The sequence below is a fragment of the Bdellovibrio sp. HCB337 genome (genome assembly GCF_047302465.1).
Classification (GTDB): domain Bacteria; phylum Bdellovibrionota; class Bdellovibrionia; order Bdellovibrionales; family Bdellovibrionaceae; genus JACMRP01.
This window is the reverse complement of sequence record NZ_CP178621.1, coordinates 3,511,551-3,533,489: the sequence shown is the minus strand read 5'-3', so window position 1 is coordinate 3,533,489 and position 21,939 is coordinate 3,511,551. Positions and strand designations below refer to the sequence as shown.

Genomic DNA, 21,939 nt, shown 5'->3' with positions numbered 1-21,939 from the left:
TTAATGAGAAAGGCTTGAGATATGACAACCATCAATACCGGTAGAGATAGAGAAGTAGGCTTCAAAGCAACTGTTGAAGTGCAGATAACAGATAAAATGGTTCGTCAGTTCGCCGAAATGTCTGGTGATTTCAATCCTATTCATGTCGATGATGAATTCGCAAAGACCACTCGCTTTGGTCGTCGTATCGCGCACGGAATGATCATGGGAGCTTTGATCTCACGCGCTTTGAACGAGAAGGTTGGTTCAGGCGGAGTTTATCTTGCGCAACACTTGAAGTTTGTTAATCCTGTTTTCATTGATGACACTGTTACTATCGAACTAACAGTCACAGGAATTCGCAGAGAAAAAGGCATCGCAACGATCGAGACAACTGCGAAAAAACAAACTGGTGAAACAGTTGTAAAAGGTGAAGCCATGATCATGATGGCGCAGTCGTAAGCTCAATAAATTCTCAAGTCCGCGAAATTATGCAAATAATCAAAATTATGTTTGGCATGTGAACATATCTTCATATATATTTTTTTGACATGAGATTGCCGACGTTACTTTTAGTAGATGATGATCGTGAGTTTGTGAAAGCGCAAATGGCAGCTCTTAGCACAGACTTTCATATTCTTGCTGCTGAGGGTGTCAACACAGGTCTTCAAATACTTCAGAAAAAAGAAGTTGATTGCATTGTTGTAGATTACTATCTCAACGATGGAAATGGTCACGACATCGCAAGTTGGGTTGCGAGCAATATGCCGTGGTGTCCAGTTCTTTTAATCAGTGCCCGCCTAGATAAAAAAATCGCTGTCGATTCTTTCACTCATCGAGTTTTTGATATTTTGGAAAAACCATACGGGCTTGATACCGTGATGGGAAAACTTCAAGCAGCAATAACTGAGTCACGTCGAAACAAAGATTCTAAATCTCGTCATACATCGACAGAGGCTTGGTCTTTGGATCGTGAAAGAAGAGTTTTCCGTTGTGCTGGCGAAGCTATTTCTCTGACTTCAACAGAAGTTAAGATTTTGGATATTCTTACTCTTGCCATTAACCAAGTCGTATCTCGAGACCAATTGGTTCAAGCCATTTGGGGCACCATGAGTGTTGCTGACAATACATTAGATACGCATCTCACGAACCTACGTAAGAAGGCTCCATTTTTTAAGACCATGATCAAAGGTGTTCGTGGTGTGGGCTACGTTTTCGAGCCCTAAAGAAGGAGCCCCTTGGCAAAGTACAGGAAGGCAGGGCTCGTCGCCCTCTGGGTCTATTTCGTCATTTCAACCCTGACGACGTTTCACGAGTACGCGAATATTTCCGTAGGCAAAGATTTGTATCTTGGAATCAAGATCGTTCTGCAAATTTGGCTTTTGTTTCTTTGTATTTGGATTAAGAGAGACCCCTACGGTATTGCTCCGAATCTTTGGGTTGGTATTCACGTCATCTGTTCAAATATCCATGGGCAATATTTTTCTCCTTGGTACGTATTTTCATTTGTTGAAATGATCGTCGCCTACTCATTTTTATTTCCGTTGCCTCGCCGCTATTTCAACAGCCTGCTTGTTGTCGGCACGGCCGCATTTCTTAGCGTTTCACTTTATCGTTATGAAGAAGTCTCGGGCTGGGTGTACAAGTCTCGCTCCGAAGATTTGTGGACGACGATTGTTTCTGCCTCGGCGATTGCATGGCTATGCCATAATTTTTTCACGGCTGATCGCAGCTATCGCGAAGAGCTGGTGCGTAAGTTTGGGATCATTGGCGTACAGGCGGCTGGAGTCGTACATGATCTTAAGAACATGCTGGCGGCTCCACGGATGTACGTGGACCTACTAAAGAAGAAGATTGCAGAGCCTGGCCATGAAGAGCTCCGTGGCGTAGTGGACGCGTTAGAAAGCCAGCTAATGCATATTAATCGTGCTGTAAGCGGACTTAACCAAGTCGTGGCATTACAGGAACAAGAAAAAGAAGTCTTTGAAGTGCGCGATGTCGTGATGGAAGTGGCTGAAACTTTGAATTTGTCAGCGCGCCAAGTCCGTCTTGAGATCTCTGGCGATACAAAAATTTACAGCGAAAAAGCACTGATCAAGTCTATTCTCTTTAATATCATTATGAATTCTATCCAGGCTTTCCGTAGAAATAAAATTGTCGAGCCGTGGATTCGAGTCGCTTGCGAGGAAGCAGGCTTTACTATTTGCGATAATGGTGGTGGCTTCCCAGACAGTATTTTAACTTCTATTAGCAGATCCCGATTCCAATCTTTTGATGGAACCGGCATGGGCTTATTCCTTGTTTGGAATGGAGTTCAATCTTGCGGTGGAGACGTTATTTTCTCGAACACGGCAGATGGAGCTCAGGTGTATATTCTGATGTCTTCGAAAGAGCAGATGAACTCTCGCCTTACTTGGCCTTCATTTTTACGTTCTTAGCGCCTAAATCGTGACGAAAAAGTATGATTTTTGACCAATGACGCGGAAGCATAGGGCGCTTTTTATTGATTTCGGGCCTCTCCATAATATGTTCCTTTTTGGGGGGGATTTTTATGAGACCAGGGGTTTGGTTCTTAGCGGTATTGTTATTGGTTTCAACGTTGGGGGAAGTTACGTTAGCGAGTCAGCTTCCGTACTTGGATCAGGATTTTTCCTGCGTTCCACAACAACAAGCACAAAAATACATCGACGACTTCGGCATTGATACGGACTCTTTCGGGGGACTTGAGCTCTGCAATGCTTCTGTTGATACAAAAAAGTTATTCAATGATTTGCAAATCGTTGAACAAGGTCAGTTTGCAGCGAACGCTTCAAACCTCCTTATTAAAGGATATGTTCCAGCAGATCAGTATTATGGTTGGATGAAGGGACAAACTCGCGGCATGAATCGCGGGAACGACGTTCCTTATGCAACGGCTTACAATCGTTGGGGCTACTTCACGATGCAAGATGGTTGGGCGAAATTGTCGACGTTGGGCCGTGTGGGTGTCGTGATTCACGAAGCTCGTCACACAGCAGGCTATCGTCACTATCCGTGCAACAAAGGTCCTTACATGGGAGCAAGTCTTGATGGTTGCGATACCAACTATGCACAAGGTGGTTCTCACGCTATTGAAATGGAATACTACGCACGTGTGACTGTTGCCGGTGAAAACTTCCATCCGGTTTACAAAGCAATGGCGCGATTGATGGCGATGGGTCGTACGAACTTTGTCTTTAATGCTTCTCCGATCCAAAAACGTGAAGCTGTATTGGCGATGGATGAAAACAACTCGCCAGTTCTATTTGATGGCACTCGTAAAATGAGTCGCGAAGGAACTGACTTTGTGGGTCGTTTGAAACGCACCTCTTTTGGTGCAGCTTTGTTCAACGGTATCCAGGCGATGGCTTTAGATATGTATGAAATCACAGCTTTCCGTCCAAGTAATAACGACGACTACTCTTATTTCAAATTGTTAGCGACTAACAGCGTGGGGACATTGAAAGACTTTGAAGAGTTCGATCGTAACCAAAAACGTTACGTGGCTGTAGTAACGACTTCAAATCAAATGATGACTTATAATTTCCCGCGCGGTTCTTGGAATGCGGCTCGTCCGACGTCTTTGAACGTCGTACGTACGGCGACCATGTTGCCTTCTGGCGAACAAGGTTACTTCCTTGTGAACGACAATGGCGATGTCCACTCTTTGAATGGAGAAACTCAGCAATTGAGTGCAACAGGCAAGACCTGGAATGCACAAGTTGAGAGTGTAGTCCTTTTCAACAATAAGACATTGGTTCTTAAAAAAGACGGCGGAATCTATCAGCAAAATGCCGATGGCTCCGAGTCTTTGTTTGACGATGGCAAGTACCACGAGATGGTAAATGTCCCTCTTTACGATGCCTTTGAGGTGAAATAGTGAAGAAGCTGCAGTTTGTTGTCATTATAGCTTTGTTAGTGGCGGTCGGCAGTGCCTATCGCCAGCTTCATCAAATTCAAGAAGATTTGGTGGAAAGAAACCCAAGCTCATCAACAAGTTCTGCAGCTACAAACTCTCAGGCAGAGTCTGCAACAGCGGTAGCAAATCCAAAATTTGCTGAATTGATCAAGCAAGAGGCCGCTGCGATGTCTCAGTTGACGAAACAACCAGAAGAAATTCAAAAGCGTTTGAAGGATCTTGCTGGAAAAATGCAAGAGGGTGATGTCACCCACTTGCAAGAGTCGGCACTAGACACCAGCTTAAACGGCGACGAAAGATTTTTGTCCGTTTACGTTTTAGGCGAAAGCGCTTTGGCCAAAGCCCAAGAGAGTCTTGAGCAAATTGCCATGACACCAATTCCGTCAATGAAAGAAGCGCGCTTGACCAATCAAGAAGAAATTCTTCGTGTCCAGGCCGTCGAGTCTTTACGTCACGCCGATAGCTTAAAACGTGTTCTTGCATCGACAGACAATAGCTTTATCAGCGATCGTGCTCAGAGAAATCTGCTTTTTCGTGAAGGAAAAGTGACGACGTCGCCAGAGCAACAAGATCAAGAAGCTCTTACTCAGCTTCTGAAGAAGTCACATCAGTAAGGTCCTCATACTCTGAGGGCTTTCCAGTCAAAGTAAAAGTCTTAAGCGCTTTATAGACCGGAAACGGATACGAACCGACACTTTCAAACAAGACAATTTCACCAACTAAGATCTTCGCTATTTTCTTTCGAGTGAAGGGCGACATTAAATCTTTGGTTTTATGCGGATTGCGCAGGCGTCCGATTGTAAGATGTGGCGAGTACTCGCGGTTTTCTAGCTGATAGTTTTTATCTTTTAACTTTTCCACTAAAAGCGATTGCAAGCCTCGAAGTGCGCGAGAGTTTTGGACTCCGAACCACAAGACGCGGGAAGTGAACTCATCCGGATAGGCCCCAACGTCTGAGATTTTTAAATGAAAAGGTGCTGTGATTTCAGCCGCTTCTTGCATGAGGATTTCAATTTCGGGAATTTTGGTTTCGTTCGTACTGCCTAGATATACAAGCGTGACATGATAGTTTTCAAAAGGAGTCCAGCGAATATCCAGCTGTTTCTGGTCCGCATTGATTCGGAGTTTTTTGACAATTTGGGTGGCGGACTCTTCAAGCCCATCTCGTGTAGCAATTGCTAAAAATAGTCGCTTCATTCTGCTAACTTATAGCATAAAGGGTTCGAGAAGCTGAGATCTTTTGTGATTTGATGGTAATGGGTTTCAAGCCAAATCGACAGCGTCGCCATGTAAGGGTCTTGGACGAACTCGCTGGCAAGGATCATAGGGTGTCCGAACTCTTCTGCAGCCATTGGATCTAAGCTGCGATCCACAAGATCTGCAACTTTTTCGACGGTATAAAATGCATCTTGGATTCCCCAAGAAAGATCGGCGTGAAGCTTGAAGAACTCGACACAGACTTCTTCGTCGATGGCATTGATATCGTTGACGACATCTATTAATTGCAGAGTTTCCTCATTTGTCTTTGGGGTACGGCCATAAAATTCAAAAAGGCGTTCTGCTGGAAACAGAGAGTGATTGTATTCGTACTTTTTTAGAGATTGATAATTAGTAAGGGTTTTTGAATGGTCATGAAGCCACAAAAAGGATTCTAGGGTTTTTAAATTGAGTGCTGGGAAATGGGTTTTTGCCAGTGCTAAACCTAATTTAACGACTCTCTCGCGGTGTAGATCTATATGATGCTGAAATTCTTTAAAGGTTCTCACGGTGGTATGTGCTCCTGTGTTCGCTACCTTTTATCTAAGCAAATAGTCGACCTGTCCCGACTTCTCTTGAAAACGAATCTATTGAATCTGGAATGCCATTCCTGCCGAAATTGGTCCTAAGAGGTGTCAGGAGCGCCTATTTTAGGCCTCTGTCTAAGTTTGAGACAGGGACCTGGGGGTTTAGACACTCTAAAGGGGAGCAGAGCCTGGCATTATCTGTGCATTCTAGGGCCCTGAATAAAAGTGTATTCAAAAGGAGTTCGTTTTATGAAGCTTGACCAAATACTTGTACGTAGTAGCCGCATCGGTCTGTCCTTTATAATGTTGTTAACCTTGAATGCGAACCCTGCATGGGCCTCTTCCGAAGAAGAAGGTCTTCTTCCTATTGAAAAATCACAAGTTAACAAAAGTCTGATTGATGATTTGTTCAACCCGAACGGGAACAACAACTCGAATAACAATCCTAATCGCAACAACAATCAGAATCCGAATAAAAACCAGAATCAAAACCCGAATCGCGTTTCGAACCAGAATCAAAACCAGAACCTGAACCAAAACCGCAATAGAAACAATAACAACAACTCGAACTACAATAAGAATGCTTCTAAGATTGCGGACATCGATGCGGACTTTCAATGTAATCTTTTTGAGAGCGTTCCTTTTGAGGAAATTCTGAGCGCGGTCAATGCGTTGAATGCGGCTGTGAACTCTCCGTCTTGTGGTGAATCGAAGATGAATGTTCAAGGGATCGTAGATAATAATAAAGCTATCAAAGACGCTGTGACAGCTCTTCGTGGCTATAAGGAAAACCCGGAAACTGTTCAGCCAGAGAATGCCCCTGACATCGTAGCAAATGTCGATGCTGCAATTCGTGCGGCAACTTCAGTTGCGAATTCGTTTGCGCAATCAGATCTTCTTAAAAAGGAATGCCGTCAGTCTATGAACGCAGGTGACATCGCTGTGGCAGTCAGTGACTTGATTAATGGTTTGACACCTTATGCGTTGATGGCTGCCTCATTCACTGGTGGAACTGCCGCAATCCCATTCATCGTGGGCGGCTCTATTTTGACAAATGCAGTTGGCAGCATGGCTAAGATCGTCGGCGAGAACTCGCCAGACGTGAAAGATGCGCAAGTTCGTCGTGCGATTGTTGAAAACGCATGTCAATACATCCGTTTGGATCAGAAGTACAAATTCTTGATCAAGTCTCGTCAAGAGCAGGTTAATAAAATTACAGCAGACCTTTCTGCTTCTCAAAGATTGTTCAGTGCAAAGATCGACGGCCTGGCTCCTGGCGCGAATACTTTGATGGACCGTAAAAGTGCGTTGGATAAAGTAGCGATGGAAATCAATTCGAACATGAGTTCTGTACGTTCTCAGATCGAGTTGGACAAACAATTTATGAAGAGCACTTCCGATGACATTAAACTTTGTCAATTGGGTGTTCAGATGGCCGTATTGGCAAAGGACCAAACGTCATACATTGCCACTGTCAGAAATTCTTTGGACCAAGCAATGACAGCCTATGGAAGCAACAGCATAGCTCAGGCTCAAGCTCTAAAAGTCAGTTCAGATCTTGCGATCAAACACTTAGAGCAAGTGGCTGCAAAACAGTTCTCGGGTAAAGTGGACTTCAATAAATGTGCAAGTATGACAAGATCATTTGTAGAAACTATTGATCAGTCTGCCTCTTTGTCTAGACAGTTGGTCAAGATTGCTCAAGAGAGCGTTGAAAAAGGTCTTCAAACCAATAGAGAATACGCAAACTTCAAAGCTCGTTTGTCGACTTTGAACCAAAAACAGTTCCAAGCAACACGCGTTACAGAATCTTTAGATAACTTGAGAGCTTATGCGAATGCAATTTCTCAGTCAGAAATCAACTCCGAGATGGAACGTCTCAGAAGAGGTTTGTTCAACAATGGAGCCTTCGGTGCGTATGGCAGTTCTTCACCGGTCTTGATGTGGTTCAAACATGTCAAAGGCTTGCATGATGGCGCTGTTAAAAACTTCCAAGAAGGTTTGTCAGCTCTTCGTTTGCGTGCAAGTAGAATGACGAAGACCGGAAGCGTTGTTGTTGCAACTTACCCTGGTTACTATCAAGTGAACAAAGCGCAACTTGAACAAGATCAAAAAGATGCTCAAAACATGGTTCCGTTCAACTTGAAGCAATTGCCACTGGGAACTGCAGATCATGAAGGTGTTTGTCGCGAGCTTGATGACGTTTGGAATCGTTGGACTGTGGCTGTTGATCATTTGGCGGCTATGGATGCATTCTGCAGCATGATCGAGCCTTATGTTTATGACACTCGCCCAGAAGATTATGACCTAGTGAAAATGTGCCGTGGCTTCACTAAGCAAAGTGCAGCAGCGGGTACATACGGGGCTCGGTTGTCGACGGTAGCTCAAGCTAAGGATGATCTTGTGAAAAACAAAACTCGTGATTGGGCATTGTTCCTTCAAACGAAGATGGATGCCCTTGTTTGCTTGCAGAACAAACCAGTTTTGGAATAGTTCACACATAACATATTGAAAAATAAAAAAGGCCGAGGTTTCCCTCGGCCTTTTGATTTTCTAGGAACTAAATTCTTATGCGTGAGCAGATTTGCTAGCGCTTGTTAGTGGCTTCTGGATGATGTGGATTGCATGTCCAAGAGTTGCCTCTGCGCCTTCCATCATCGCTTCACCCAACGTTGGATGTGGATGGATAGACAACGCCACGTCTTCAAGGCGAGCACCCATTTCAATAGCTAGAACAGCTTCAGAGATCAAGTTAGAAGCTTCAGGTCCTACGATGTGAACGCCCAACAAAATATTTGTTTTAGCGTCTGCGATCATTTTCACAAAACCTTCTGTTTCCATCATGCTGACAGCGCGGCCGTTAGCACCGAATGGGAACTTCGCGATTTTCAAATCAGTAAAGCCTTTTGCTTTCGCTTCAGCTTCAGTCATACCTGCTGCTGCGATTTCTGGATCTGTGAAAACGACTGCTGGAACTGTTTTCGCATCGTAAACACGGTTGTGACCTTTGATCACTTCTGCAACCAAAACGCCTTCATGAGACGCTTTGTGAGCCAACATCGGTTGACCAGCGATATCGCCGATTGCAAAGATGTTTGCTACATTCGTGCGGCGTTGAGCATCAACTTTTACAAAGCCACGCTCGTCGACTGCGATACCAGCAGCTTTCAAGTTTGCTTGGTCACCGTTAGGACGACGGCCGACTGTCACAAGGATCTTGTCTGCTTTGATGACTTCGTCTTTACCGTTGATTTCAACAGTCACTTCGTAAGCATCTTTGCCTTTCTTTTGGCCTTTTGCTTTCGCGCCGTACATGATTTTCACGCCAGATTTATCCAGCTTGCGAGTTACGACCTGAGCGCACTCAGGATCAACAACACCCGCAAGCAATGAAGCTTGGGCTTCTACGACAGTCACTTCACAGCCAAGCTTTCTCAAGTAAGAAGAAATCTCGAGACCGATGTAACCACCACCGATAGTCACAACGCGCTTAGGGATTTGATCCCACGCCAGTGCGCCAGTCGAAGACACGATGTCTTTTTCGTCGAATTTGAAACCAGGGATTTCAATTGGGCGAGAGCCCGTTGCGATGATGAAGTATTTTGCCTGAACAGACTCAGTGCCAGTCGAAGACTTCACGGTGATTTCTTTAGAGTTCTTGAACTCGGCTTCACCTTTCAGAACAGTCACGCTGTTGCCTTTCAAAAGCTGGCTTACGCCGCCAGACATTTTGTCGCAAACAGACTGTTTCCATTTCACGAGTTGTTTCATATCAACGTCGATATTGCCTTTGATATTCAAACCCATGTCTTTGAAGTTATGTTGTGCTTTGTGAAGAAGGTGAGTCGCCGTGATCATAGCTTTAGAAGGAATACATCCTACGTTCAAGCACACGCCACCCAAGAATTCTCTTTCAATCACAGCGGTTTTAAAACCAAGCTGAGCAGAACGAATTGCAGCGACATAACCACCAGGACCCGCACCGATAACTACTACGTCAAAATTTTGCATAAGTGATAACCTTTCAGTTTTCCCGGTTTAAACCATGTCCATCATTAGACGGGCTGGGTTTTGAATGCGCTCAAGGAATGACTTCATGAAACGAGCCGCAACTGCGCCATCGATCAAACGGTGATCACAAGTCACTGTGTAGTTCATCACTTTAATCGCAGCCAATTGACCGTTTTTGATCACAGGTTTTTCGTCGATTTTGTACATGCCCAAGATTGCTACTTCTGGATGGTTGATCACAGGAGTTGCATAAGTGCCGCCAACAGAACCGATGTTCGTGATGGTGATACCTGCACCTTTCATTTCGTCTGGTTTCAATTTGCCATCGCGAGCGCGTTTAGAAAGATCCAAGATCTCTTTAGAAAGCTCAACGATAGTTTTTTGGTCGGCGTTTTTAATAACAGGAACAACCAATCCTTGTGGAGTGTCCGCTGCGAAACCGATGTTGAAATACTTTTTGTAAACAATTTCAGAAGCCGCATCGTCGATAGAAGCATTGAACATTGGGAATTCGCGAATTGTCGCGATCAACGCCTTCATTACGATTGGCAAATAAGTAATCTTTGTACCGTTCTTTTCTGCGTAGTCTTTCAAAGATTCGCGGAAAGCCACAAGCTCAGTTACGTTTGCTTCATCCATCAAAGTGAAGTGAGGAATGATTGCTTTAGAACGTTGCAAGTTTTCAGCAATTTTACGGCGGATACCGATCAATTGAACACGCTCTTCGGCGCCTTGGCCACCTTGGTAAGCTGGACGAGGAATGCTCATGCCCGGAGCTTGAGTTGCAGGAACTGGAGAGCCCGCGCGAGTTGCGCCAGCACCCATAGGAGCTCCGCCTTTAGCGCCCATCACATCTTCACGAGTTACACGGCCTGCAAGACCAGAACCGCCAAGAGTGTTGATATCAACGCCCATTTCACGTGCCAAGCGGCGAGTCGCCGGAGTTGCCAAAACTTTAGAATCAGCAACCGGAGGATGAATAGTTGCTGTCGGAGAAGAGAAGTTCATGTGAGCAGCCGCTGCAGGCATTGGCATTGTCACTGGCTTGCTTGCAGAAGCAGGGATCGGAGCTGGAGCTGCTTTAGCTGCTGCAGTCGCGCCGGCGCCACCTTCAAGAGTGATCATCACAGAGTCTACTTTTACAACGTCGCCCGCTTTGAATTTCAAATCTTTGACGGTTCCACCGATTGGTGTTGGAACTTCGACAGTAGCCTTATCAGTCATCACTTCTGCGATAGGTTGATCTGGTTTTACAACGTCACCTGGTTTTACCAACCACTTAACAAGTTCGCCTTCAGTCACACCCTCGCCAAGTTCTGGTAATTTCACAGGCGTTGTGCCGCCGCCGCCACCATTGCTAGCAGCTGGAGCCGCAGCAGCAGGAGTTGGAGCTTTTGCAGCCGCTTGTGGAGCTGGTGCTGGTTTGGCAGTCGCAGTCGCGCCTGCACCACCTTCAAGAGTGATCATCACAGCGTCGACTTTAACAACCTGACCTGGTTTGAATTTCAATTCTTTCACAGTTCCAGCGATAGGAGTCGGAACCTCAACAGTGGCTTTGTCAGTCATCACTTCTGCGATAGGTTGATCAGCTTTCACGCTGTCGCCTGGTTGAACCAACCATTTTACCAATTCACCTTCTGTAACGCCTTCACCAAGTTCTGGAAGTTTAACGTCTGTTGCCATGCTGAGATTGCTCCCTTCAAAGTAGTCTTTTTACTGAATTTATGAACCCTATGGTTCTATGCTCGGCGGTCCCCAATTGCACCGGTTTACGCCCCGAGCCAACGAGCGAAAACCCTCGTTTTTTGGGGGTTAGAAGGGAAAGTCACTTTTTTGTATTTATGAAGGGGGGATTCGGGGGCAGGCCTAGGGCGTTATTCCCATATGGTGCGTTTACAAGAGACCCAACTCTCTCTATAAGCGAGAGCATGAAACTATTTAATAACTTTCTTTTGTTCGCTATTAAGTCTGCACTGATTGTGGGATTGCTTTCGTGTTTGGCGGTGGCTGTTTCACTTTTAATTAAGCAGGAATCGTTGTTGTCTTTAGGATTTATTTACGTAGTTGCTTATGGAGCTGCATTTGGATTCGTGGCAGGGGCGATCGGCTTTTGGGTCATGTGGTATTTTCGAACTCTTTCTTTGGCGAAATTTAAAATGGTTTCTTACATTGTAGCCGTTGTTCTTGGCGTGGCGACCTTAGCATTTTTCTATGGTGGCAGGTTATTTGGAGTCGATAGTGTTTTAGATTTCGTCGTATTTCCTTTATTTCCATTTTGTGTTTCAGTTTTTCTATTTACAAAAATCGCCCAGAAACATCTTCGCTCACCGTTGTAATTGAGTTTTTCGATCGCAAACTCGTGTTCAGGTCTTATCCAAAGGCCAGATGTCATACCTAGACCTAGGAAATGTGTCTCTTGAACTGTTACCCTAATTTTAGGGGGAAGTTCTATGCTTTCAAAAAAATGGGGTTGGGTTGTCGGTGCCGTACTTTTTTTCGCTGGCGTGCATAGCGATGCGCAAACTGACTTGGAAGTACAGAAGGCAGTCTATCGCCAAGCATTGAAAAGTTTTGTGAATACAGAGCGTGTTTTCACAGTCATGGCTCTCAATGAAAAAACCACCGACAGTATGATCGCCATAGCTCACGACCTCCGTGACAACAATGTTCCAGGCGCGATGCCGCGATTTGAATTAAAAGACGACAAAATTTTGATGGACGGTAAAGACTCTGGAGTTGCTATTACAAGTTACTCTCCATTGAGTTTCGCGTACCAGGGCAGAACTTGGGTCTATAACAAAAAACTTCATTTAGATGAGACCTATTTTGCATCGAAAAAGTTTTTAATCGGGCCACGTAAAAGAGCAGGGCTGATGAGACTTTTTGTACCAGAAGCTTTTGCAGATCGCCTTCGCCCAACCGAAGCACCAAATCCCAATGGGAAAGAAGTCCTGCAAGATGTTGGTGTGTTCTATACATCTATGGCAGTAGCGGGGTTGGGGGCGGCGACAGCTGATGCCGCAGCTGGAGTTTTCTCTGATCAACTCTTGTCATATCTTGTCGCTACGGAAGTTCGTGTGGGTTCTATCGCGGGAGGCCTCGGCACCATGAAAGTTCGCGAAAAAGACCCGGTTGTCACTTGCACGAAAGATCGTTTGCAAGTCTCCGTAGCAAATCAAGAGAGCGAAACTAAATTTGAAGTCGTGAACAATGCTGCTGCCAAAGACAAATACAAATACCTTCAAAGTAGCGGCTCGAATGGATCCTCTGAAGTGACTACGATAGATCATAATGTAAAGCTTCTCGTAGACCGAGCTGCAAAACATTGCTTTGACGGCAATATGCAAAAAGATGTTACTGCAGATATCAAAAAAGCCATTGCTTACGCCCATACTGCGAGCTTTGCCCATATGGGACCTAAAGGTGCAAAGAGCTCTTCAGAACCGAAGACCACCGAACAAAAAGGTAAGAACTAGTTAAACTGAAAATTTGGACGAATCAAAATAGTGCGGCAAATTGCCGCACTTTCCGTTCATACTTCCATGTAAAATAGTAAGCTCACATTTTTTGTTTCAGTTTTCTTGTTCACAAAGTTGTCGCAAACTCATATTCGCTCGCCGTTGTAGTTTAAATTCTTGCTCGAGTGCGCTCGGTGGTTCCTATTGACACTGGTGACCTTGAAACGCGCGAAAATCTCGTGTTTTCGAGGTGCGAAAAACACCAAATAAATGTGTGTTTTCCTCGCTTTTGCTAAATCGGGACGGTATGTTCCGATGACCTTTTGCATTTTCTGCGGTGACTGAGATATACGGTTGGTTATGGAACTGACCATCAAGAACTTATTATTACAAGAACTCGCAAGAAGACAGACAAGGAATTCTGCTTACTCTTTGCGTGCTTTTGCTCGTGACCTAGGGATTGGCGTCACTAGTCTGTCGGATGTTCTCGCCGATAAACGAAATCTCTCTAAGACCAATCTTGCGAAGGTTATGGAGCGTCTTGCTGTTTCACCGGTTGAGAAAGATCGACTCTGGGAAAATTACAAACAAAATGCGAGCCGCGCTCAGGATTTGGATGAGAAAACTCTTCTTGAAGAGGATATCTTTCGTCTGATTTCGGATTGGTACTATTTAGCGGTTTTGAATTTAACAAAAGTACACGGTTTTGAAGGCCGTGCTGATTGGATCGCAGCAAGACTTGGAATCAAATTAGAAGAGGCCGAAGAAGCTCTCGTACGTTTAGAACGCTTGGAGCTTGTGAAAAAAACACGCGGCCAATACGTTCGCACGAAAAAACAACTCACTACATCTCGGGACATTCCATCTTCTGCAATTCGCAAACATCACAGTCAGAATTTAGTATTGGCGGAGCAGTCGTTACATCGTGATCCTGTTGAATATCGCGAGTTTGGCTCGGTTACTGTTTCAGTAAACCCTGAAAAATTACCACTCGCGAAAGAACTCTTACTTAAAACTCGAAAAAAAATAGTGGACCTGTTAGACAATGGCGCGACGTCTGAGGTGTACACACTCTCATTCCAGCTCTTCCCACTGACACGTCTTCAGATTTTAACGGAGGATAAAAATGATTAAGCTAAGTACTTTATTTGTTTCTTCGCTTTTGACTTTTGCAAGCCTTAACACTTGGGCTCTTGGCGGCGGAGATTTCGTAAACAATGGCGGCGGCCTTGCCGAGAAAAACGTTCTCTATGCTTACGCTAAGATGGAGAACTACATTCAAACCTGCCTTCAGTCGGATGCCTGTAAGTTGACTCCGTCACAAAAGGCGATTTTACAGCAAATCTACATTGGCCTTCCGCTCGAAAAGAAATCTCCACAGATTCTTTTCGGCTCTGAAAGAGCAACTCCGGGTTTGTTCATGATCGATGGTAACGTGCGCGTTGCTAAAACTGGCAGTGCCGTTGGCAGCCCGATCTATATCAATTCAGACCTTCTTTATACAAAATGCCAAAGCGGCGGTTATGATCCTGTGACGATTCCAGAAGCGGTGGCGATTCTCATTCATGAATTCGGTCATCACTATGGAAAATACACCCACGAAGAGTTGGATTTGATCGGCGTTCGTGTGTCGTTGATGTTGCAACAGAATTTCATTTCAACTCCGTTGATTCCTTGGGCACGCAGTGAAATTTCAGCAACTGTATTTAATCCAGATTTGCTGACTTCATTCCCACAAGTTCTATTAAATGTAGGCAATGATGTATTCGATATCAGCAGAATGTATGCAGAAGCGGTTCACTGTGAGGTTTTCACATTGCCGATTCCAATTTTGCCGATTCCAGATTTGGAATTGATTACTAAAATGCCAGCAGGTTCTTTATTCCACAATATTCACTGGGAAAAGATCAAAGATAAAGGTCCTTACTACAATGTTCAGATCACGGGCAATGTTTCGAATAACTGCAAATACAAACAAAACGTAGGTATTCGTAATAACAACTTCCAGATGACTATCAGCTTTAGAATCAACAAAATCGGCAACGAATTAAAGTTGGATAAGAGCTCCATCAAATTGGATCAGTTCAAAGATCCATGGTGGAAAATCTTGAAGCTACCAAATTAGTAAATACAAAGAGGACCTTTTACAGGTCCTCTTTTTTTACCCATTCTTTTTTGTAAATCCAAATCATGATTGCAATGGCGATTACGGCCATTACTCCAAGAGTGATATAGTAGCCGTGTTCAGTTTTGAGCTCTGGCATATTGTCAAAATTCATCCCGTAAACACCAGCAATGAAATTCAAAGGTAAGAAAAAGATCGAAACCACGGTCAGAATACGCATGATCTCGTTAGTTTTGTAAGAGGCTTCGTTGGTCTTTTGTGACATCAAAGACAAGTGCAGGCTTAAAAGTCCCGTAATTTCTTCGTAGCTATTTTCCGTATAGAAGAGCAGGCGATCTAAAGGTTCTTTTAAGTCGCTGACATCATTCAATACAAACTCCGGACGGCTTTGCAGTTTCAACAGCACATCATTTGTAAACTTAAAGACTTTTCTGAAAGTCGAAGCTTTGCGTTTGATTTTGTATCCTTCGCGCAAAATATTTCGGCGTCGAAGAGCGAAAACACGGCCTTCGATGACCTCCGTCTTATTTTCCAAAGCTTCAAGAGGAATGTCGAAGCTGGCAATCAGTCGTGAAATCAGATTCTTTGTAAAACCCGCCAGCGAGAAGTTTTCAAAATTGCAGCGGTCAATCACGTCACTCAGGCTATCAATAGGGGCTCGGTGAATGGTCATGATGTAATCGGGGCCTACTACAAAAACTATTTTGGTCGTAAGTTCTTGCATGGTGCCTGCGGCTTCTTTGCAGGTTTTATCATAGTGGCGAAGAATAAAAAAAGCCCTTGTCCCAAAAAATTCTGCATGAGGTAAGTGCTCAGGATCCAAGCAATTTGCGAGGGGACGCAAAGGGAGGTCAAACTCGCTTGCTAGCTGAAGAAAATCTTGTTGTGAAGGACCCTCGATGTCGATCCATTTAAAGTCTTGCCACTGATGTTCAAAGCGTTTCATGGATATCAGCTTGCGCTCTGGATTGTGTTATGTCAATTTTGGCCGACAAGGGGTGCACAATGAAATACGGCAAAAAGTTGGATGAAGGTGTTTTTCTAAAACGTTACAAACGTTTTTTTGCAGACATCGAATGGCAGGGGCAAACTTTGGTGGCCCATGTTCCTAATACCGGCAGCCTAAAAAGTGTGAACAATCCTGGGCGTCCGTGCATGTTCTCTCACAGCGACAATCCTGAAAGAAAACTCAAGCAAACTCTCGAGATGATTCAGGCTCCGACCGGAGCTTGGGTTGGTGTGAATACCGCGACTCCGAACACAGTCGTGCGTGAAACATTAGAGAAGGTCGTAGGATCTTCAGCGAAAGATATTGCTAAAAACTGGAGTCATTGGGCCGAGTTTGAAAGCGTAAAGCCCGAGTTTAAAATTTCCGCAGAAACGCGTTTGGATTTTGCGCTTCAGAAGAAAAACACCGACAAGAAGCATTTCATTGAAGTTAAAAACGTGACCTTGGCAGAAGGAAAAACAGCTATGTTCCCTGATGCCGAAACCACGCGCGGCCAAAAACATCTTCAGGAGCTTATGAATCTGATGGATGAAGGTCACACTGCAGAGATTCTTTTTACGATTCAAAGAGGGGATTGTGAGGACTTTGCGCCTGCCGATATGATCGATGAAGAATATGGGCGGTTGCTACGTCTTGCGGCCCAGAAGGGTCTGCGAATCACTCCGTTAGTGGTGGATTTAAGCCCTTCGGAGGCGGTTTTGAGTGATCGTCTTTTAAACCTAAAATTGTAAAAAAAAAGCCCGGACTTGCCGGGCTTTTTTCTATTTCTTGATTTTAGAGATTACTGTTTCTTAGTTTCTTCAGTTTTACCCAAGTGACGATCGATGATCGACTTGAATTCTGGGTAAGGGTAAGCACCACGCAAAGAAACACCGTTGATCAAGAAGCCTGGAGTACCAGAGAAGTTGAACTTCTTAGCTTCTTCCATATCAGCGTTGATGCGAGTCATAAGGCTTGCATCGCCAAGATCCGTCGTAAGCTTCTTCATATCAACACCCAATTTTTTAGCAGAGTCAGTTAAGAACTTCTCGCCATCCGCACGAAGTTTGCCTTGGTTCTCAAACACAGCATCGTGGAATTTTTGAGCTTTCTCTGGGCTTTGTCTTGCGATTGCTTCGAAGTATTTTGCTGCAGGCATTGCTTGTGGATGGAAATCCAAAGGCAAGTGCTTGAACACGATGCGAACATCGTTTGGATACTCAGCAAGAACTTGCTTCATAGTTTGGTAACCTTTGCTGCAGTATGGGCACTCGAAATCAGAGTACTCAATGATTGTAACCTTCGCGTCTTTTTTACCGAAGATAACACGGCCTTCTTGAACTTCAGGCTTCAAAGGATTTGCAAACTCTTCATCACGCTTTTTAGATTCTTCAGCGATAGATTTGTCTTGAGCTTTTCTTTGAGCTTCTTGAGCTGCCTTGTTCACCACTTCGATGAATTGGTCTGGGTATTTTTCGATTGCTACGAAAACGATGCTTGGATCTTTTTCTACAGCCTCTTTAATTTGTTTTGCAGATGGCGCACAGTTTGTAAGTACAAAAGCCATTGCTGAAAGTCCGATGATAACTAACTTTTTCAAGGGTTTCCTCCGTCCTGAAATATATGGAAATACATAAAATGTTATTTCGTTAAAACACTCTGATTCTTACACAAACTCAAGGGGCTCTGAATCAAAAAACGCAGTTTTTGAGATACTGCGTTAGGGCTTAGGTTGAGACCTAGGTCTAGATCGTCCTAGCCCGTACTTTCGCTTTCTTTTCAGTGAAGGAGAGTCTGCTTACACTGAGAGCATGAAAAATTCATACTTATTTATCTTAGCAAGTTTGTTATGGGCGTCCGTTTCTTCTGCGGGCCTTCTTTATAATTACTCTCAGCTGACTCTGAAGGACCTCGATCAGATGAACGAGATGGCTCAGAAGAAACTTAAAGAGTTCAAAAAGGACGGATCTGTCGAAAACTTAAAAGAGGCCGTGCAGGCGATTTATTCACGTCCAAATGATGACGGAATGGTTGAAAAGGTGATTTCGCCTCTACGCACAGAGTTGGACGAGCACGAGTTGTGGGAAACGACAATGGATGGACTCGTTCAAGAAGCGATTGGGGCCCTCAAAAACCCCAAAGCTTTCAAGCCGGTGGTGCAAAACACCTATGCGATCTTCCTTGAGAACGTGATCGCGGACTTCAAGCCTTTCGCCGAACGTCCAGGTCATGAGCGTAAGGTGATTCAAACAATTCGTGATGCAAAGATCGAATTGAGCAAAGAAGCTATCAACGAAAGAAAGCTCAGAACAATGAGCAATCATAAGTCTCCATCAGAAATTGCTACTCAAGTGATGAATAACATCTCAAAGATGGAAGCTGATGCTAAGAAAGCGGAAGAAGAAGCTGCTAAAAAAGCGAAGAAGTAGGACCTAAAACTTACCTACCAGATGAAAGACCAGGCTGTGCCTGGTCTTTTTTTATGCCTGAAACCTGTCTCAAATTGGCTCAAGTTTTTTAAGAACACACCGATAAGTTTCTTATATTCCGAAATGGATTTTGGAAAGAGAGGCTTCTCATGTTTCTACAAGGTGATCTTCAAGCTGTTTTCGATGCACTTTACTCCATCGGTGCGATTGACCCCGTTTTGAAATTGGACTGGGAACAAGTCACCAACGAGATGGCACAAAACCCTGAAATCGTGGTGCAAGCAATGGAAACTATCAATGCTTGTAAGGGTAATAAAACTCTTTTAGTACAAAAACTTCATATGATGGACACAAGAGCCGTTAACTACATCGCAATGGAGGTTGCTCGTGAATTCGTTGAATTCCAAGATCGCAGCTGTTTGCACTAGTTTATTGTTAGCCAGCACATTTGCTCAAGCTTGGGAAGTGGACTTGTCACGTCGCCAGTTGGATTTCAACCGCGTGACAGATAACAGCCGTCTTCCAGCCAGCACGACTGTCGACGATACCCAAAGTCTTTTTGGTCAGGTCTTCGACAGTGTCGAGCCGACTCAAGACATCGTTATCTTAAATACAGAAAAAGGCTTTGTTCCTGACACCATTCGCGTGAAGAAGGGTAATAGCTATCGTATTCACGTGGTGAATGTGAACAAAAAAGATAAAAACGTCAGTTTCGTTTTGGATGCTTTCTCGGAACATCACAACACTGTGTATGGCCAAGAGCGTACTTTCAATTTGAATCCAAAAACTGATGGCGTGTTTTCTTATCAATGTCCTGAAACAGCAGTGCAAGGACGTGTGATTGTGATTTCTTCTCCAGATTCAGGACGTACTCCTGCATCTGCTTCAGCACAATAAGAGGATTTATGTCTGGGACTTCGAGTGTATTCAAAGACGCAATTCGGAATAATTTAGGTCCGATTTTGCCGTATTTGGAAGACAAGACGGTCTCGGAAATTCTTATCAACGGTCATAGTGAAGTCTTCGTCGAGCGTAAAGGAAAACTGGAGAGAGTTCCGGTGAGCTTTGCGGATGAAGATGCTCTCCGTGCAGCAGTCAATAGTATCGCTCAAAGTGTCGGTCGTCGTATCAATGACGAAACTCCGCGTTTGGATGCGCGCTTGCCGGATGGGTCACGTATCGCAGCGGTGATTCCGCCATGCTCTCGTAAGGGCACGACCGTCAGTATTCGTAAATTTACAAACAACAAAATCTCTTTCACGGACTATGTGAAATTCGGCGCCATCAGTGAAGATGGGGCCCGCTTTTTAGATATTTGCATGTTCCTTGGTAAAAACCTGATCGTCAGCGGCGGTACGGGTTCTGGTAAGACGACTCTTTTGAGTCTTCTGTGTACGCGTATTCCGAAGGGCCAGCGTATTATCGTGATCGAGGACTCGAGCGAGTTACAAGTGGACTATGATCACGTCGTAATGTTTGAAACTCGTCAGGGTAATGAGCAAGGTAAAGGCGAAGTAACGATTAAAGATCTTTTGAAAAGCTCTTTGCGTCTTCGTCCAGATCGTATCATCGTAGGAGAGGTTCGTTCCTCGGAAGCCCTCGAGCTTTTGAATGCCATGAATACCGGTCACAAAGGTTGTATGGGCACCGTGCATGCGAATTCTCCGGAAGATGCAATTGTTCGTCTTGAAGCACTTGCTCAAGGTGGCGATTCGCAGATCAGTGAGAAAGCTTTGCGCTCCCAAGTTGTTTCTGCAGTTGAAGTCATTGTTCAAGTATCGAGATATTCTGATGGCTCTCGTCGTATCGGTGCGATCAGTGAGGTTTTGGGAATTCTTCCGGATGGTTCTTACGATGTTCGCCCGATTTTCCAAATGTCACGCATGGCTCGTAGACCTGATGGCACTTTAGATGGCAAACTCGAGCCAACTGGCTATATTCCTTCTTTCATGGAAGAGATTGTCGACAACAAGTTGCCGTTCCCTCTTACTAAATTCAATAAGGCTGCCTAGGCATGAGTCAAGAACCCAAGAAACGCACTGGTTTTGGCAAAGCTCTCCAGCACGAGAGGCGAAATCAAGCTTTGATCGATGCTGCACAGGATGATCTCAACGCGAGAATTCCGCTTTCGCATAGAAATTTTGACAGCACTGGGCATAAAACTCTGAATGAAAAGTTAGAACAGTCTTTTGGTATTGGCTCTTACACCTTAGTCATTTTCAAAATTCTCTTAGGTGCGATGATTATTTCTTTGTTCCTCAAGTATTTTACTTAACCAAAATATTTTTCGGGATGAGCAAAGCACTTTTCAAAAGTTTTGCTCATGGCTGCCGCGTGGGACCCATCCATAAACCTATGATCAAAAGTGACGCCGATACGACAGATTTGGCGAGCTTCAATTTGTCCAGACTCAGTCACCCATGGACGAGGACGTGGAGAGCCCACGGTCAGCAACATGGGTACTTTTGTGTAAGGAACTAACGGAGCCCAAGCGGTGTCTCCACCAAGGCTGCCGATATTCGTGATCATCACAGAACCAAAAGCGTCGCGAGGCATTCCTGCCCACGTCAGATTGATGCCCAGATCGTAATTTAAAAATGAAGTGACGTTCAGTATCGTTCTGATCAGCATCCACGGAACCCAGCGAAGCACTTGCACGGATTTTGTAAGCTCGCTGTCTTCACCGTGCTTAATACTTTTGGCTTTTGCATTCAAAGCCTCTGCGATTTCAATGACAGAGAGTGTTTCGGCTTTGCGAATGGTGACGCCAGTGAGGTTTGCCTTACCGACGGGATCATTTTCTCCGCCAGGCACATTCACTTGGTAGAAGAGGTCGACATGCTTTCGCAGATAGATGCGATTCAGACGAATCATGCCGTTGATCTCGGGGCGTTCTTGCATGGCCATCGCGACGGCTTTCCCAACGAGGTGTGACAGCGAAAGTCGTACGCCCATTTGTGACTCTTTGTTTTCCATGTAGGCAAGAGCTTTGGTCATATCGATTTCCAAAAGCCCATACACCGACGGGTCTGCGGCCGTCCGCCATGATCCCATGGCAATTTTTCGAAATGCAGAGCCACCCTTAGATTTTGTCAGTTTCATTCCCAGAGCCTACCGCAGGAAGGTGTGACTTTCCAGTATTGCGCTGCATCTGTAATAGAAGGCTTCGCTTTTAGGGATGCGGTGTGTGAAAAGGCAGGAGAAAAGAAACTTGAGGCTCGCGTTCCA

23 protein-coding genes are annotated in these 21,939 nt (G+C 44.7%); 16 read left to right on the top strand and 7 right to left on the bottom strand.

From position 1 onward, the window contains the following. Nucleotides 1-21: 21 nt before the first annotated feature. From ACLWBB_RS17045 to ACLWBB_RS17025, 5 genes are all read left to right on the top strand, one after another. Complete coding sequence (locus ACLWBB_RS17045) at nt 22-441, top strand: MaoC family dehydratase (RefSeq protein ID WP_413288762.1); 420 nt, start codon at nt 22-24, stop codon at nt 439-441. Nucleotides 442-530: 89 nt separating this feature from the next. Beyond that, nucleotides 531-1,205 carry a response regulator transcription factor gene (locus ACLWBB_RS17040; RefSeq protein WP_413288761.1) on the top strand — a complete coding sequence of 225 codons (675 nt, stop codon included), beginning with the start codon at nt 531-533 and terminating at the stop codon, nt 1,203-1,205. 12 nt (nt 1,206-1,217) lie between these two features. Continuing rightward, nucleotides 1,218-2,417, top strand: a complete 1,200-nt coding sequence (locus ACLWBB_RS17035; RefSeq protein WP_413288760.1) for a sensor histidine kinase — start codon at nt 1,218-1,220, stop codon at nt 2,415-2,417. 113 nt (nt 2,418-2,530) lie between these two features. Continuing rightward, the gene (locus tag ACLWBB_RS17030) at nt 2,531-3,877 is read left to right on the top strand and encodes a hypothetical protein (RefSeq protein WP_413288759.1); all 1,347 of its coding nucleotides are present in this window, start codon (nt 2,531-2,533) and stop codon (nt 3,875-3,877) included. Then, complete coding sequence (locus ACLWBB_RS17025; protein ID WP_413288758.1) at nt 3,877-4,530, top strand: hypothetical protein; 654 nt, start codon at nt 3,877-3,879, stop codon at nt 4,528-4,530. Before ACLWBB_RS17030 ends, ACLWBB_RS17025 begins: the two co-directional genes overlap by 1 nt. On the opposite strand, the gene thpR is transcribed toward ACLWBB_RS17025, so the two are convergent. Together thpR and ACLWBB_RS17015 are read right to left on the bottom strand one after the other, a co-directional pair. Beyond that, entirely contained in the window at nt 4,499-5,113 is a 615-nt protein-coding gene (gene thpR, locus ACLWBB_RS17020; protein ID WP_413288757.1) for an RNA 2',3'-cyclic phosphodiesterase, read from the bottom strand. The genes ACLWBB_RS17025 and thpR overlap by 32 nt on opposite strands. Continuing rightward, nucleotides 5,110-5,682, bottom strand: coding sequence for a hypothetical protein (locus ACLWBB_RS17015; RefSeq protein WP_413288756.1), 573 nt, complete (start codon nt 5,680-5,682; stop codon nt 5,110-5,112). The genes thpR and ACLWBB_RS17015 overlap by 4 nt, the downstream gene beginning before the upstream one ends. Nucleotides 5,683-5,949: 267 nt before the next feature. Between ACLWBB_RS17015 and ACLWBB_RS17010 the strand changes: the two genes are divergently transcribed. Next, nucleotides 5,950-8,193 carry a hypothetical protein gene (locus tag ACLWBB_RS17010; protein WP_413288755.1) on the top strand — a complete coding sequence of 748 codons (2,244 nt, stop codon included), beginning with the start codon at nt 5,950-5,952 and terminating at the stop codon, nt 8,191-8,193. A 75-nt stretch (nt 8,194-8,268) separates the two neighbouring features. On the opposite strand, the gene lpdA is transcribed toward ACLWBB_RS17010, so the two are convergent. Further along, nucleotides 8,269-9,711, bottom strand: a complete 1,443-nt coding sequence (lpdA, locus tag ACLWBB_RS17005) for a dihydrolipoyl dehydrogenase (protein ID WP_413288754.1) — start codon at nt 9,709-9,711, stop codon at nt 8,269-8,271. A 27-nt stretch (nt 9,712-9,738) separates the two neighbouring features. After that, nucleotides 9,739-11,394: a dihydrolipoyllysine-residue acetyltransferase gene (locus tag ACLWBB_RS17000; RefSeq protein ID WP_413288753.1), complete on the bottom strand. Its 1,656-nt coding sequence runs from the start codon at nt 11,392-11,394 to the stop codon at nt 9,739-9,741. Nucleotides 11,395-11,639: 245 nt separating this feature from the next. Here ACLWBB_RS17000 and ACLWBB_RS16995 point away from each other — a divergent pair, with 245 nt between their 5' ends. The 4 genes from ACLWBB_RS16995 to ACLWBB_RS16980 all read left to right on the top strand — a co-directional run bounded on the left by ACLWBB_RS16995 (nt 11,640) and on the right by ACLWBB_RS16980 (nt 15,294). After that, the gene (locus ACLWBB_RS16995) at nt 11,640-12,047 is read left to right on the top strand and encodes a hypothetical protein (protein WP_413288752.1); all 408 of its coding nucleotides are present in this window, start codon (nt 11,640-11,642) and stop codon (nt 12,045-12,047) included. A gap of 114 nt (nt 12,048-12,161) precedes the next feature. Continuing rightward, entirely contained in the window at nt 12,162-13,187 is a 1,026-nt protein-coding gene (locus ACLWBB_RS16990) for a hypothetical protein (RefSeq protein ID WP_413288751.1), read from the top strand. 342 nt (nt 13,188-13,529) lie between these two features. Beyond that, nucleotides 13,530-14,303, top strand: a complete 774-nt coding sequence (locus tag ACLWBB_RS16985; RefSeq protein WP_413288750.1) for a TIGR02147 family protein — start codon at nt 13,530-13,532, stop codon at nt 14,301-14,303. Continuing rightward, nucleotides 14,296-15,294, top strand: coding sequence for a hypothetical protein (locus ACLWBB_RS16980; RefSeq protein WP_413288749.1), 999 nt, complete (start codon nt 14,296-14,298; stop codon nt 15,292-15,294). Before ACLWBB_RS16985 ends, ACLWBB_RS16980 begins: the two co-directional genes overlap by 8 nt. A 19-nt stretch (nt 15,295-15,313) precedes the next feature. Here ACLWBB_RS16980 and ACLWBB_RS16975 read toward each other — a convergent pair whose 3' ends face one another. Then, nucleotides 15,314-16,240, bottom strand: coding sequence for a CorA family divalent cation transporter (locus ACLWBB_RS16975; RefSeq protein ID WP_413288748.1), 927 nt, complete (start codon nt 16,238-16,240; stop codon nt 15,314-15,316). 59 nt (nt 16,241-16,299) lie between these two features. On the opposite strand from ACLWBB_RS16975, the gene sfsA reads away from it, so the two are divergent. Beyond that, nucleotides 16,300-17,034, top strand: a complete 735-nt coding sequence (sfsA, locus tag ACLWBB_RS16970; protein ID WP_413288747.1) for a DNA/RNA nuclease SfsA — start codon at nt 16,300-16,302, stop codon at nt 17,032-17,034. A 50-nt stretch (nt 17,035-17,084) separates the two neighbouring features. Here sfsA and ACLWBB_RS16965 read toward each other — a convergent pair whose 3' ends face one another. Beyond that, nucleotides 17,085-17,882 carry a DsbA family protein gene (locus ACLWBB_RS16965; RefSeq protein ID WP_413288746.1) on the bottom strand — a complete coding sequence of 266 codons (798 nt, stop codon included), beginning with the start codon at nt 17,880-17,882 and terminating at the stop codon, nt 17,085-17,087. 211 nt (nt 17,883-18,093) lie between these two features. Between ACLWBB_RS16965 and ACLWBB_RS16960 the strand changes: the two genes are divergently transcribed. The 5 genes from ACLWBB_RS16960 to ACLWBB_RS16940 all read left to right on the top strand — a co-directional run bounded on the left by ACLWBB_RS16960 (nt 18,094) and on the right by ACLWBB_RS16940 (nt 20,986). Beyond that, nucleotides 18,094-18,711, top strand: coding sequence for a hypothetical protein (locus tag ACLWBB_RS16960; RefSeq protein ID WP_413288745.1), 618 nt, complete (start codon nt 18,094-18,096; stop codon nt 18,709-18,711). A gap of 149 nt (nt 18,712-18,860) precedes the next feature. After that, nucleotides 18,861-19,139 (top strand): cytochrome, encoded by a 279-nt coding sequence (locus tag ACLWBB_RS16955; RefSeq protein WP_413288744.1) that lies wholly within the window; start codon nt 18,861-18,863, stop codon nt 19,137-19,139. After that, on the top strand, nt 19,099-19,608 hold the full coding sequence (locus tag ACLWBB_RS16950; protein ID WP_413288743.1) for a cupredoxin domain-containing protein: 510 nt from the start codon (nt 19,099-19,101) through the stop codon (nt 19,606-19,608). Before ACLWBB_RS16955 ends, ACLWBB_RS16950 begins: the two co-directional genes overlap by 41 nt. An 8-nt stretch (nt 19,609-19,616) precedes the next feature. Further along, on the top strand, nt 19,617-20,723 hold the full coding sequence (locus ACLWBB_RS16945) for a CpaF family protein (RefSeq protein WP_413288742.1): 1,107 nt from the start codon (nt 19,617-19,619) through the stop codon (nt 20,721-20,723). A 2-nt stretch (nt 20,724-20,725) separates the two neighbouring features. Beyond that, on the top strand, nt 20,726-20,986 hold the full coding sequence (locus tag ACLWBB_RS16940; RefSeq protein WP_413288741.1) for a hypothetical protein: 261 nt from the start codon (nt 20,726-20,728) through the stop codon (nt 20,984-20,986). On the opposite strand, the gene ACLWBB_RS16935 is transcribed toward ACLWBB_RS16940, so the two are convergent. Next, nucleotides 20,983-21,813, bottom strand: a complete 831-nt coding sequence (locus ACLWBB_RS16935) for a 2-oxo acid dehydrogenase subunit E2 (RefSeq protein ID WP_413288740.1) — start codon at nt 21,811-21,813, stop codon at nt 20,983-20,985. The genes ACLWBB_RS16940 and ACLWBB_RS16935 overlap by 4 nt on opposite strands. Between the last annotated feature and the right edge of the window lie 126 nt (nt 21,814-21,939).